Annotated in this window: 14 protein-coding genes and 1 riboswitch; of the genes, 4 read left to right on the top strand and 10 right to left on the bottom strand. The window is 68.2% G+C overall.

Going from position 1 to position 12,617, the window contains the following annotated elements:
* Positions 1–32 precede the first annotated feature (32 nt).
* Entirely contained in the window at positions 33–233 is a 201-nt protein-coding gene (locus KUF83_RS09060; RefSeq protein WP_217454134.1) for a hypothetical protein, read from the bottom strand.
* Positions 230–460 carry a hypothetical protein gene (locus KUF83_RS09055; RefSeq protein ID WP_217454066.1) on the bottom strand — a complete coding sequence of 77 codons (231 nt, stop codon included), beginning with the start codon at positions 458–460 and terminating at the stop codon, positions 230–232. The genes KUF83_RS09060 and KUF83_RS09055 overlap by 4 nt, the downstream gene beginning before the upstream one ends.
* Positions 461–567: 107 nt before the next feature.
* On the opposite strand from KUF83_RS09055, the gene KUF83_RS09050 reads away from it, so the two are divergent.
* The 3 genes from KUF83_RS09050 to KUF83_RS09040 all read left to right on the top strand — a co-directional run bounded on the left by KUF83_RS09050 (position 568) and on the right by KUF83_RS09040 (position 2,884).
* Complete coding sequence (locus tag KUF83_RS09050; protein ID WP_217454065.1) at positions 568–1,410, top strand: helix-turn-helix transcriptional regulator; 843 nt, start codon at positions 568–570, stop codon at positions 1,408–1,410.
* Positions 1,391–1,657, top strand: a complete 267-nt coding sequence (locus KUF83_RS09045) for a DUF397 domain-containing protein (protein WP_217454064.1) — start codon at positions 1,391–1,393, stop codon at positions 1,655–1,657. The genes KUF83_RS09050 and KUF83_RS09045 overlap by 20 nt, the downstream gene beginning before the upstream one ends.
* A 291-nt stretch (positions 1,658–1,948) precedes the next feature.
* Positions 1,949–2,884, top strand: a complete 936-nt coding sequence (locus tag KUF83_RS09040) for a hypothetical protein (protein ID WP_217454063.1) — start codon at positions 1,949–1,951, stop codon at positions 2,882–2,884.
* A gap of 69 nt (positions 2,885–2,953) precedes the next feature.
* Here KUF83_RS09040 and KUF83_RS09035 read toward each other — a convergent pair whose 3' ends face one another.
* The 8 genes from KUF83_RS09035 to thrC all read right to left on the bottom strand — a co-directional run bounded on the left by KUF83_RS09035 (position 2,954) and on the right by thrC (position 11,221).
* Complete coding sequence (locus KUF83_RS09035; protein ID WP_217454062.1) at positions 2,954–3,571, bottom strand: hypothetical protein; 618 nt, start codon at positions 3,569–3,571, stop codon at positions 2,954–2,956.
* Positions 3,572–3,798: 227 nt separating this feature from the next.
* A complete protein-coding gene (locus KUF83_RS09030; protein WP_217454061.1) occupies positions 3,799–4,923 on the bottom strand; it encodes an NADH:flavin oxidoreductase in 1,125 nt (374 codons plus the stop codon).
* Positions 4,924–5,177: 254 nt separating this feature from the next.
* Positions 5,178–5,918: a hypothetical protein gene (locus KUF83_RS09025; protein ID WP_217454060.1), complete on the bottom strand. Its 741-nt coding sequence runs from the start codon at positions 5,916–5,918 to the stop codon at positions 5,178–5,180.
* Positions 5,919–6,173: 255 nt separating this feature from the next.
* Positions 6,174–6,632 carry a hypothetical protein gene (locus tag KUF83_RS09020; protein WP_217454059.1) on the bottom strand — a complete coding sequence of 153 codons (459 nt, stop codon included), beginning with the start codon at positions 6,630–6,632 and terminating at the stop codon, positions 6,174–6,176.
* A 219-nt stretch (positions 6,633–6,851) separates the two neighbouring features.
* Positions 6,852–8,480, bottom strand: a complete 1,629-nt coding sequence (groL, locus tag KUF83_RS09015; RefSeq protein ID WP_217454058.1) for a chaperonin GroEL — start codon at positions 8,478–8,480, stop codon at positions 6,852–6,854.
* A 412-nt stretch (positions 8,481–8,892) separates the two neighbouring features.
* Complete coding sequence (locus KUF83_RS09010) at positions 8,893–9,099, bottom strand: cold-shock protein (RefSeq protein WP_007493268.1); 207 nt, start codon at positions 9,097–9,099, stop codon at positions 8,893–8,895.
* A gap of 452 nt (positions 9,100–9,551) precedes the next feature.
* The gene (locus KUF83_RS09005) at positions 9,552–9,827 is read right to left on the bottom strand and encodes a MoaD/ThiS family protein (RefSeq protein WP_217454057.1); all 276 of its coding nucleotides are present in this window, start codon (positions 9,825–9,827) and stop codon (positions 9,552–9,554) included.
* Between the two features lie 89 nt (positions 9,828–9,916).
* Positions 9,917–11,221 (bottom strand): threonine synthase, encoded by a 1,305-nt coding sequence (gene thrC, locus KUF83_RS09000; protein WP_217454056.1) that lies wholly within the window; start codon positions 11,219–11,221, stop codon positions 9,917–9,919.
* A 17-nt stretch (positions 11,222–11,238) separates the two neighbouring features.
* Positions 11,239–11,394: riboswitch (SAM riboswitch) on the bottom strand.
* A 186-nt stretch (positions 11,395–11,580) separates the two neighbouring features.
* Here thrC and KUF83_RS08995 point away from each other — a divergent pair.
* Positions 11,581–12,555 carry a glucosyl-3-phosphoglycerate synthase gene (locus tag KUF83_RS08995; protein ID WP_217454055.1) on the top strand — a complete coding sequence of 325 codons (975 nt, stop codon included), beginning with the start codon at positions 11,581–11,583 and terminating at the stop codon, positions 12,553–12,555.
* The last annotated feature ends 62 nt before the right edge of the window (positions 12,556–12,617 follow it).

Below are 12,617 nucleotides of genomic sequence, written 5' to 3'. Positions count from 1 at the left end.
GGTCCCGCCCGGCCCTCGCGTCACACCCCACGTCACGGCAGCCGCCCCTCCTCGTTGATCCGGCGCACCCGTGCCCGCAGCACCTCGCCCAAAGGGGCCTCGCCCACCGCGTCCGGTGGGCAGTCCCACTCCCGCCCGCCGCCCACGGGCCGCAGCTGTACGTAACCTCCCTCGTGCCCCATGACCTGGCCGAGGCGACCGTCCCGTACGTCGATCACGTACCGCGCGCTCACGCCTCCCCGCCCGCCTCGCGCAGCGCAGTGGCCAGGCGTTCGGCCGTGCGTACGTTGCAGCGCCCCAACTCGACCAGGGCGAAAGGCTCCCCGGTCGCCGCGGTCACCGGATCGACGCCGAGCGACGGCAGGACGACACCGGCTCCCGCGAGGGCCGCTCTCAAACACCTCACCGCGTCCTCGGTCGACCGCACCCGCTCACCCGACGTCATCTCCACCACCGACATGCCTCCACTCTGCGTGTTTGCGTTCGCCACACAGAGTGGCCATTCGGCCTCTAGCCTGGCCAGAGACCGCGCCCCAACAGTCCCGCCTGTGTGACAGGGAGTTGCGCATGCCAGGCCCGAAGAACCTCGACCCGTCCTCCTCACCTCGCGCCCTGCTGGGCGCCGAACTCCGCCACTCCCGCGAGGCGACCGGCCTCAGCCAGGACGAGTTGGGCCAGTCCCTCTTCGTCAGCGGTTCGTTCATCGGCCAGTTGGAGGCGGGCACGCGCCGCGTCCAGCCGGACATGGCGTCGAAGCTCGACGAAATCCTCGGCACGAACGGCTTCTTCGAGCGCAACTGCAAGGCGGTGAACCGGTCCAAGTACCCGGACCACTTCGCAGAGGCGGCGGAGGCGGAGGCGGTTGCCAGGGCCATCAGGGAGTACGCACCGTCCCTGATCCCTGGTTTGTTGCAGACGGAGAGATACGCGCGGGCGATGTTTCGTGCAGGCCGCCCCACTGCCACAGAGGACGTCATTGACCAACTGGTATCGGCTCGACTGGAGCGAGCACACCTCCTCGACGATCCAACAACGCCCTTGTTGTGGGCGATCCTCGACGAGGCGGTGCTTCGCCGGATGGTCGGCGCCGCGACGGTCATGGCCGAAGCCTTGAGACACATCGCCACGCTCGCGCGCAAGCACCGGGTCATCGTGCAGGTACTGCCGTTCAGCGCGGGAGGCCACATGGCAATGGAAGGCCCTCTCAAGCTGATGACGTGCGCCGATGCACCCCCGCTGGCTTACCTGCAGGGTCTGGGAACAGGCCGTCTGGAGGACGATCCCGCCACAGTTGGCGACTACGAGCTGACCTACAACCTGCTCGGCGCCAACGCCCTCGCGCCTCAAGAATCCCTGGCCCTGATCGAGTCGGTGGCGCAGGATTACGAACATGGAGAACAGCACCCCTGAGTACGACCTGAGCACCGCTACCTGGCACAAGTCGGCCTACAGCGACGGCAGCGGGGGTAACTGCCTGGAAGTCGCCCGCTGGCGCAAGTCGACGTACAGCGGTGCCAGTGGCGGCGACTGCCTAGAAGTGGCCCCCGGCCACCCCACCCACATCCCCGTACGCGACTCCAAGAACGCCGACGGCCCGAAGCTCGCGTTCCGGGCCCAGGCCTGGTCGGCGTTCGTGGCACACCTCAAGCAGGACTAGCCCGCAGCCGTCCCGAAGCTCAAGGACCAAGCTCCGAGCCCTGTTTGTCAGGATTGGGTGGTGGGCCTCAACCCACCCACCCTCCCTGGAAGTTGACTTGAAGCGACCGGCTTGCCACGGACAGTCACGAGGGTCTAGCGTGCCCGAATAACGAACAACCCCCGCTAGGTGCTGGAACACCTGCGGGGGTTTGACCTACGAGACCGAACGAGACTCGATCCCATGGCTGACGCCAAGCCTAGTCCTGCCTGCCCGCCCGCGCACGCGACCCCGCATCCGCACACCCACCCGATGGCCAACCCGGGTTACGGAAAACGCGGCGCGCCGGACCAACACCCCCGCTCCGCACACGACTTCGCGCACCTTCCAGCCCGCGAGGCCGCCGTCGCCGCGTACATCGACCGCCTCTCGAACGGCGCCGACATCTCCGTGAAGATGCTGGCCAAGACGCTCCCGTACGGCCAGTGCGCCCTCCGCACGGCCCTCAACAACCTCCAACGGGCGGGCCACCTGCGTCGGGGACGCGAACACCTGGCCGACTCGGGAAGCTCGCGCTGGATCACCCGAACGTGGTTCTCGCGAACGGCACGGGACGACGACTGGTGGGCGGCGTTCACACGGGGCGACGTACCGAAGGAGGCGCCGGAGCCTCCCGACAGACAGCTCAGCCCCGGCCCCGGCCCCAGCCACCCCACCTGGCCGGCCGGCCCGACCGGCCCCACCCGCTCCCGCGCGTACATCCTGCTCGCGGCCCTCGGCCGCACGGCCCCGGCCCTGTCGCTCTCCGCCGGGGCGTGCGCCGAACTCGCCCCGCTCGTCACGGAGTGGTTCGCGAGGGGTGCGAGTGACGAACACGTACTCCGGGCCCTGACGGCAGGCCTCCCCACTCCGGTCCACAGCCCGGCCGCCCTCGTCCGCAACCGCCTGACCGCGAAGCTCCCACCGGAACCCGAACCGGCGCCCGGTCCGGCTCCGGGCCCGGAACCGGCGCTGGGACCGGCCCCGGGACCGGCGCGGGCCCCGCGCCCACCCCTCCGCGTACTGGAGTGTGCGAAGTGCGGCACACCAGGGCGTCCGGAAGCCCTGCCGGGCGGCGTCTGCGGCCCTTGCTCGGGCGGGCCCGCGCCACGCCCGCCGTCCGTCCCCCTGTCGTCCGCGGCCGTCCACGCGCACGCCGCGGCGGCCCGTGCGGCGATGGTCGACCGGCATGAGCGAGCACGCCTGTGACGGGGACGCACCGAAGGGTGTGCCCCCGGCATCAGCCGGGGAACACACCCTTCGGACCTGCGGAGTCGGTCAGTACAGCTTGTTGACGGCCGTGACCGTCGTCTTCTTGAAGTCGGCGACCTGGGCGTGCTGGAAGTTGCCCATCTGGCCCCACTGCACGACCGTCACGGTCCGGCCGTCCCGGCCGACCGAGAACAGGCCGATGTCGGAGGACCCCCACGAGGACGCGGTGTGGATGCCGTAGACGTGGGCGCCCTCCTCGACGTTCAGCTTGCCGTAGTACTTCTGCGTCGCGGTGATGTCGGGGTCCTGCTCCATCAGCTTCTGCGCGCAGTCCGTGAGGCTCTTGCGCAGCAGGGCCGCGAAGTCCTTGGCCCGCTGCTCGTCCCGCTCCACCACGGTGGCCTGCAGGGCGCTGGTGTCGTACTCGGTGCCGAACGAGCGGTGGCTGGTGATGGACGGCAGCACCTCGCCGAAGCACATCGGCAGCGGGTCGGGCTGGCCGGCGGTGACCGGTCCGGCGGTCCAGGGAGAGGTCGGGTGCGGCGGCAGCTCGCTCGCCTTCAGGAACCGGGGCGAGTCGGAGGCGGCGGTACCGGCGGCCGCCGGAACAGCGGCCACGGCGACACCGGCCAGAGCCGTCAGGGCGGCGAGAGCAAGTCGGGTGCTGCGGGTACGAACGTTCATGGTCTTCCCCCGTGTCGGTCGTTCAGGATGTCTGTCGCGGCGGGCCGGCCGGTCTGCTGGTCGGCTGGTCTGCTGTGAACCACCCGGCTTTCCCGCAACACCTGATTTGACCTGCGACCACCCCTGCCCGTTGTACTCCGCCACGCTACGAATACGTCCGGAATGTCACCGCCGGGCAACAGCGGTGACGGCGGAGACCCCGCTCACACCGCCACCTCGGTGGACGCTCAGCTCAGCGAGCTCAGCGCCGCCGCGTCGTACGCCCCCAGCTCGCCGAACCGCCCGTCGAGCACCTTCGCCGCCCACTGCGGGTCCTGGAGCAGCGCGCGGCCGACGGCCACCATGTCGTACTCGTCGCTCTCCAGGCGGTCCAGCAGGTCGTCGATGCCCTTGACCGGGGCGCCCTCGCCCTGGAAGCCCTTGAGGAAGTCGCCGTCGAGGCCGACCGAGCCGACGGTGATGACGGGCTTGCCCGTGAGCTTCTTCGTCCAGCCGGCCAGGTTCATGTCCGAGCCGTCGAACTCGGGGCGCCAGTAGCGGCGGGTGGAGGCGTGGAAGGCGTCCACGCCGGCCGCGACGAGCGGGGTCAGCAGGGCCTCCAGCTCCTCCGGCGTCTCGGCGAGGCGCGCGTCGTAGGCCTGCTGCTTCCACTGCGAGAAGCGGAAGATGACCGGGAACGACGGTGAGACGGCGGCACGCACCGCGGCCACGACCTCCACGGGGAACTGCGTCCGGGCCACCAGGTCGCCGCCGTACGCGTCGGTGCGGCGGTTCGTGCCGGCCCACAGGAACTGGTCGAGCAGGTACCCGTGCGCGCCGTGCAGCTCGACGCCGTCGAAGCCGATGCGCTCGGCGGCCGCGGCGGCCTCGGCGAAGGCCTGGATGACGTCGTCCAGGTCCTGCTGGGTCATGGCCCTGCCGGTGACCTCGGCGCCCGCCGTGTGGATGCCGGAGGGGCTGACCGAGGGGGCGTCCGCGAACGGCGGCTGGCCCGCCCTGCGCACACTCCCGATGTGCCACAGCTGCGGCACGATCTTCCCGCCCGCCGCGTGCACGGCGTCGGCGACCTTCGCCCAGCCCGCCAGCTGCTCCGCGCCGTGGAAGCGCGGGATGTTGTCGCTCTGCCCGGCCGAGTCGTGTCCCACGTACGTGCCCTCGGTGACGATCAGGCCGACCCCGGCCGCCGCCCGGCGCGCGTAGTACGACACCACGTCGTCCCCGGGCACGCCTCCCGGCGAGAACTCCCGGGTCATCGGCGCCATCACGATCCGGTTCGGAACGGTCAGGCCGTTCAGGGAGACGGGCCGGGAGAGGATCTGGGCCGCGCGGGACGCGGAGGCGGTGGCAGTCACGTAGGTGCTCCTCGGAGAGGTCGGTACGACATCGAGTGAATCGAGTGATCAGGGCGGATCCCGGTTGGTATGTGCATATGCATCAACCCGCCCCCAGAGGCAACCACTCAATCGGGCCCGCGCATTCCGCTTGGTCACCGCACACCCCTGTGACCCCGGACACGCCCGGCACCCCCAACGGCGCCAAGACCCGCGCCCACGCCCCCGCCCGTACCTGTCACACCCGCCCCCGCGCTCACCGACGGGCTCGGCGGTCATCCGGTCACCGAGCGCGCCTCCTTGAGGACCTTCCGGTGGGACGAGGCCAGGCGGTCGAGATCCTTCCGGCTCTTCTTCATCAAGGACTTCTGGATCTCGGACTCCTGGGCGCTCCAGATCTTCACCAGGTCCGTGGAGAGTTTGCAGTCGACGTCCGCCTTCGCGACGGAGATCTCCCGCTTCGTGACGTCCTGTCCGGAGAATTCCTCCGCCCCGATCGCCTGCATCGGGCTTGCGTAGGAGAACCCCTTCTCCTTCATGCACCGGGCCCAGGCCCCGGTCGCCTTCACCACCTCCGGCGACCTCATGGACTCGGTGAAGCTGTCGGTGGCGATGGAACCGGCCACCTCGGCACCCTTCGCATAGGTGTACTTTCCCCGGATCCTCGCCTTGGACTGCCCTATGCAGCCCCCCTCCGGGACCTGTTTCCCCTTCACCTCGGCGGCTCCGGAAGGGCTGCCGTTGAGCGCCAGGAGCTCCTTCTCGGTGAGCGTCTCCGGCTTCGGAGCGGACACCGGCTCGGGGAAGTGATAGCCGTACCGCGACGCGACGGCGGGGTTCAGCACGCCGTAACGCCGATTGGTTCCGGGCTGGTACTCGGTAGCCCTCTCAGCGGTTCCGGCGCGATACCCAAGTCCGTACTTCCGCATACAGGCGCCCGTGAGCCTGCTCTCCGCCGAGGAGATCACCCGAAGCTCCTCGCGGCTGAACGCGTACGCGCCGATGGGAAGCTCCATCTGACCCTCCAGGGGCGAGGCCTCGATCGCCTCACCACCGGCGGTACTGGTGGGCGCCGGTCGCGGCTGAACCGGGGATTCGCCTCTGCTCCCTCCCCCACCACAGCCCACCGCTCCGACCAGCAGGACGCAGGCCAGCGCGCCGACACGCGTCGGCATTCCACGACGCCCGGACATCGATCCCCTCCCGCACAAAAAAAGGAAGTGCCGAACGCGTCACGCTCGCGTCCGGCACCCGCCGACCTTCAGACCGAATCAGAACTGATAGCACTCATCCACACCCGGGCTGCTGTCGACCAGCCTGAGCGAAGCGTTCTCGTTGTACGTCTTGTTCAGGCGATTCGCGATGGAGAACTTGTTGCCCTGCGCCCAGAGCCAGTCACAGGGACCGGCCTGGTTGCTGTAGAAGTAGATGATCGCGCTCTCGTCAGAGGTCTTCGCCCTGAAGTAGGCCGACGCGGCGTTGTTCTTGATGGGCTGGCCCTGCCCATTGGACGCCGAGGCGAAGTTGTAACCCTCGAAGTTGATCTTTCCGTATCCACCGAAATCGGTGTGCGAGCCCTGCTGGGTGGAATTGAAGTACATCGAGATGCACGGGACGAGACCCGCACAGGTGGTCCCCTTGTACTCGGTCGCACCGGCTTGAGTGATACCGGCGACCGACATCAGCGCGGCGGCGACGCCCACAGCCGCCACCTTCTTGGAAATACTCATGCTTCCCCCTGTCACTGGCCATAAAGGCGATCCGCAGGATATTTCCATGATCGACAAGGGGTCAAGAGGACAAACGAAACATGTCGCACTTTCAACTTCTTAATTTCGAGCGGCCAGCTGCCGACGAAAACGCCCGAGGGCGGCACCCCTGGAATGGAGTGCCGCCCTCGTTCACGTACTGCGATGAACTGTTGAGCCTTGGCCGGATCGGCCGGGGGCTCAGAAGTCCATGTCACCGCCCGGCATACCGCCACCGGCGCCGGCGCCGGCGCCGGCCTTCTCCGGCTTGTCGGCGATGACGGCCTCGGTGGTGAGGAACAGCGCGGCGATGGACGCGGCGTTCTGCAGAGCAGAGCGCGTGACCTTCGCCGGGTCGATGATGCCTTCGGCGATCATGTCCACGTACTCACCGGTCGCGGCGTTGAGGCCGTGACCGACGGGCAGGTTGCGGACCTTCTCGACGATGACGCCACCCTCAAGACCACCGTTGACGGCGATCTGCTTGAGCGGGGCCTCCAGGGCGAGCTTCACGGCGTTCGCGCCGGTCGCCTCGTCACCCGTCAGCTCAAGCTTCTCGAAGACCGAGGAGGCCTGGAGCAGGGCCACGCCACCACCGGCGACGATGCCCTCCTCGACGGCCGCCTTCGCGTTGCGAACGGCGTCCTCGATGCGGTGCTTGCGCTCCTTGAGCTCGACCTCGGTGGCGGCACCGGCCTTGATGACGGCCACGCCGCCGGCCAGCTTCGCCAGACGCTCCTGGAGCTTCTCGCGGTCGTAGTCCGAGTCGCTGTTCTCGATCTCGGCACGGATCTGGTTGACGCGACCGGCGACCTGGTCCGCCGAACCCGAACCGTCGACGATCGTCGTCTCGTCCTTGGTGATGACGACCTTGCGAGCGCGGCCGAGCAGGTCGACGGTCGCGTTCTCGAGCTTGAGGCCGACCTCCTCGGAGATGACCTCACCACCCGTGAGGATCGCGATGTCGGCCAGCATGGCCTTGCGGCGGTCACCGAAGCCCGGAGCCTTGACGGCGACGGACTTGAAGGTGCCACGGATCTTGTTGACGACCAGGGTCGACAGGGCCTCGCCCTCGACGTCCTCGGCGATGATCAGCAGCGGCTTGCCGCCCTGCATGACCTTCTCGAGGAGCGGGAGCAGGTCCTTGACGTTCGCGATCTTGGAGTTCGCGATCAGGATGTACGGGTCGTCGAGGACGGCCTCCATACGCTCCATGTCGGTGGCGAAGTACGCCGAGATGTAGCCCTTGTCGAAGCGCATACCCTCGGTGAGCTCCAGCTCCAGACCGAAGGTCTGGGACTCCTCGACGGTGATGACGCCTTCCTTGCCGACCTTGTCCATCGCCTCGGCGATGAGCTCGCCGATCTGGGTGTCGGCGGCGGAGATGGAGGCCGTCGAAGCGATCTGCTCCTTGGTCTCGACATCCTTCGCCTGCTCCAGCAGGGCACCGGAGACGGCCTCGACGGCCTTCTCGATACCCCGCTTGAGAGCCATCGGGTTGGCGCCGGCGGCGACGTTGCGAAGGCCTTCACGGACGAGCGCCTGGGCGAGGACGGTCGCGGTGGTCGTACCGTCACCGGCGACGTCGTCCGTCTTCTTGGCGACTTCCTTGACCAGCTCTGCGCCGATCTTCTCGTACGGGTCCTCGAGCTCGATCTCCTTGGCGATGGAAACACCATCGTTGGTGATCGTGGGGGCGCCCCACTTCTTCTCGAGGACGACGTTACGGCCCTTGGGGCCGAGGGTTACCTTGACGGCGTCGGCGAGCTGGTTCATCCCGCGCTCGAGACCGCGCCGTGCCTCCTCGTCGAACGCGATGATCTTGGCCATGTGAAGTGGTCCTCCCGGACTGGGGTGGATTGCTCCGGACCGCGCTGGCGCCCGCGACGGACGGCCTGCCTGCCTCGTGGTTCCTTGCCCCACCTGGCCTGCGGGCCTCACCGACCCGGTCCTCGTTGTCACTCTCACCTTCAGAGTGCTAACGCCAATGATTAGCACTCGACCCATGCGAGTGCAAGCGACTCCTGATGATCCGCAGGTGGGAGCAGGTACGGACAGGCGTCGGCAGGCGTCGACAAGCTGCCGGCCGTACGGGTCGGACGGGGTCCGAAGGGCGGGAGTGACCTCGGGGAACGCCCGGAGCGCCCTCCCGCAGAGTCCCCTCGGACATGCCGAAGGGCCCGCACCCTGAGGTGCGAGCCCTTCGGGAGAAGAACGTCGCTGCAGTTAGTCGGCGCGTGCTTCAGCCGGTCGCCAGTCGGACCATGTCCGCCTGCGGCCCCTTCTGGCCTTGCGAGATCTCAAAATCGACCCGCTGACCCTCTTCCAGGGTGCGGTAGCCGTCCATCTGAATCGCGCTGTAGTGGACGAAAACATCCGCACCACCGTCGACCGCGATGAAGCCGTACCCCTTCTCCGCGTTGAACCATTTGACGGTGCCCTGAGCCATGCCTAACTCCCCTATTACTGGCCCTTGCACAGACCCGCACTTCGCGGATCCGGGTCAGACCTCACCCCCCAACGGTTGGGGGTGTGCGCCGGAACGCGTCGACCGCGGCTGAATGTATCCGTCCAACTGCCGTCTGCAACAGGTCAATCCGACGAGAATTCCGGGCACGACTGATCGGGAATATGTGAAGGATTCACGAAGATTCAGGGCAAGTCGGGCCCCGCAAATGCCATAAACGGCTGAAAATCACAGGGCACTTTGGCTGCTTCTTATCGGGCTCCGGACGGGGACTCATACGTGCCGGACAAGCGGAGCGAAGCAGGTTCCCCAACTGTAGCGCGCTCAACCATACAGAATTGCCCCCTCCGCTTCTCTCACGGAGGGGGCAATTCGATGAACTCTGCGTGTTCGGCATTACCGAGGGTAATGATCGACCGTCACGAGAGGGCCGCTCAGCCTCCGGCGACCGCCGGAATGATCGACACCCCGGCGCCGTCCGGCGTCGCCGTCTCCAGCCCCTGCTCGAAGCGGACGTCGTCGTCGTTCACGTACACGTTGACGAACCGCCGCAGCTTCCCCTGGTCGTCCAGGACCCGGGCCGCGATACCGGTGTGGTTCTTCTCCAGGTCGGCGATGACCTCGGCGAGATTCGCACCCTCGGCGGCCACCTCGGCCTTACCGCCCGTGTAGGTACGCAGGATGGTGGGGATGCGGACGGAAACGCTCATGACTTTCGACCTCCGGTCAGGTGGCGCGCCCGGACGGGCACGGGGAACTGCGCGACCGGCCCTCCACCGGCCCGCAGACGGACAACCTCTTACGCGAGGCCGGCCTCGTGGAACGAGTCCAGGCTGGGACGGATGGTCGCGGTGAGCCCCGTGTCGGAGGCGACCGCGTCCAGGGTCTTCAGCCCGTCACCGGTGTTGAGGACGACGGTCGTCAGGCTGGGGTCCAGCAGACCATTCTCGATCAGCTTCTTCGCGACACCCACGGTGACACCGCCGGCGGTCTCCGCGAAGATCCCCTCGGTCCGCGCCAGCAGCTTGATCGCGTCGACGACCTGCTCGTCGTTCACGTCCTCCACGGCCCCGCCCGTCCGCCGGGCGATGTCGAGGACGTAGGGGCCGTCCGCCGGGTTGCCGATGGCGAGCGACTTGGCGATCGTGTTCGGCTTCTGCGGCCGTACGACGTCGTGCCCGGCCTTGTAGGCGACGGACACCGGCGAGCAGCCCTCGGCCTGGGCACCGAAGATCTTGTACGGCTTGTCCTCGACGAGGCCGAGCTCGATCAGCTCCTTGAGACCCTTGTCGATCTTCGTGAGCTGCGAGCCGGAGGCGATCGGCACGACCAGCTGGTCGGGAAGCTTCCAGCCCAGCTGCTCACAGATCTCGTACGCCAGCGTCTTGGAGCCCTCGGCGTAGTACGGGCGCAGGTTGACGTTGACGAAGCCCCAGCCCTCGCCGGCCGGGTCGCCGATCAGCTCGGAGCAGAAGCGGTTCACGTCGTCGTAGTTGCCCTCGATGCCGACGAGCTCACCACCGTAGACCGCGGCCATGACGACCTTGCCCTGCTCCAGGTCGTGCGGGATGAACACGCAGGAACGGAAGCCGGCACGGGCCGCGGCGGCGCCCACGGCACCGGCGAGGTTCCCGGTCGAGGAGCAGGAGAGGGTGGTGAAGCCGAAGGCGCGCGCGGCCTCCAGGGCCTGGGCGACGACGCGGTCCTTGAAGGAGTGCGTCGGGTTGCCGGAGTCGTCCTTGACGAAGAGCTTGCCGGCGTCGACGCCCAGCTCGCGGGCCAGGTTGTCGGCCTTGACGAGCTTGGTCCAGCCGGGGTTGATGTTCGGCTTGTCCGCGACGTCCGCGGGGACGGGCAGCAGCGGCGCGTAGCGCCAGATGTTCGCGGGGCCCGCCTCGATGCGCTTGCGGAGCTCTTCGGTGTCGTAGTCCGAGAAGTCGTACGCGATCTCCAGCGGGCCGAAACACTCCTCGCAGGCGAAGACCGGGCCGAGCGGGACGCGGTGGCCGCACTCGCGGCAGGAGAGCGCGGCGGCGGGGCCGAGATCGACGGCGTTCGCGGTGGTGGTGGAGTTCGTGGTGCTTGCAACTGTCTGCGCAGCCATGGAGGCGAGGCCCTTTCTCCTCATCTTCCTCACGGCGCACTTCGCCGTGAGACGGATTTGGCACCTTCCCGAGCCGGGAGCCTCGCTGCTGATCGACGATGATCAGGACGAGACCGGCTGGAGGGTTGCCGGGGCTTCAACGGGCCGTATCCCTCTGCCCCTCTGGATGAGCGGTATTCGGTTGTGGTTTTCGTTCTCCGCGGGACGACCCCCGACATGCGATGGTCATCAGCGTTGTTCAAGACTGTAACCGAAGGCCTGGATGGTGGAGAGAGCCGTCCGAACCGCGAGATGCCCCTCATACCGGCTCATGTCGCGGCGGGCACACGTGTCCCGATGAACGCAAGGGAGAGCCGCACGTGCTGGAAGACGTCGAGCGCTGGCTGAGCACGCGCTCCTGGTCCGTTGACGACCGCCCGCTCAAGAAGATCGTCGCCGCGAAGCGTGCCACCGGCTCCACGGTGAGCGTCGTACTGCCCGCGCTCAACGAGGAGGCGACCGTCGGCGAGATCGTCTCCGTGATCCGCCGGGAGCTGATGACCGCCAGGGTCCCGCTCGTCGACGAGATCGTGGTGATCGACTCGGGCTCCACGGACCGTACCTCCGAGGTCGCCGCCGCCGCGGGCGCCCGGGTCGTGCACCGGGACGACATCCTGCCCCGCATCCCGGCCGTCCCCGGCAAGGGCGAGGTGCTGTGGCGCTCGCTGCTCGTCACCGGCGGGGACATCGTGGCCTTCGTCGACGCGGACCTGAAGGAGTTCTCGGCGGACTTCGTCTCCGGGATCGTCGGCCCGCTGCTCACCGACCCGGGCGTGGATCTCGTCAAGGCGATGTACGACCGCCCGCTCACGGTGTCCGACGGTTCCGCCACCGGCACGACCGCGGCGGGCCAGGGCGGCCGTGTGACGGAACTCATGGCCCGCCCGCTCCTCAACATGCACTGGCCGCGGCTGGCCGGCTTCGTCCAGCCGCTGGGCGGGGAGTACGCGGCCCGCCGCTCCCTCCTCGAACAGCTCCCGTTCCCCGTCGGCTACGGCGTGGAGCTCGGCATGCTGATCGACGCCCTGCACCTGGTCGGCCTCGACGCCCTGGCCCAGGTGGACGTCGGCGTCCGCAAGCACCGACACCAGGACGGCCAGGCGCTCGGCCGCATGTCCGCCGCGATCTACCGCACGGCCCAGCTCCGCCTGGCCCGCGGCCACCTGGTCCGCCCGTCCCTGACCCAGTTCGAACGGGGCGAGCACGGCTTCGAACCCCGCACCTACTCGGTGGACGTCGAGGAGCGGCCCCCGATGATCGACATCGAGGAGTACGTGAAACGCCGGGCGGCGTAGGCGGGGTGCTCGACACCACCCCGTATACGGCAGGTGGGAACGTTTGAGCGTTTACACCTGGG

This window comes from Streptomyces sp. BV286, from assembly GCF_019090165.1.
GTDB lineage: Bacteria > Actinomycetota > Actinomycetes > Streptomycetales > Streptomycetaceae > Streptomyces.
The sequence above is the reverse complement of the archived record's forward strand: the minus strand, read 5'-3'. Positions and strand labels throughout refer to the sequence as shown.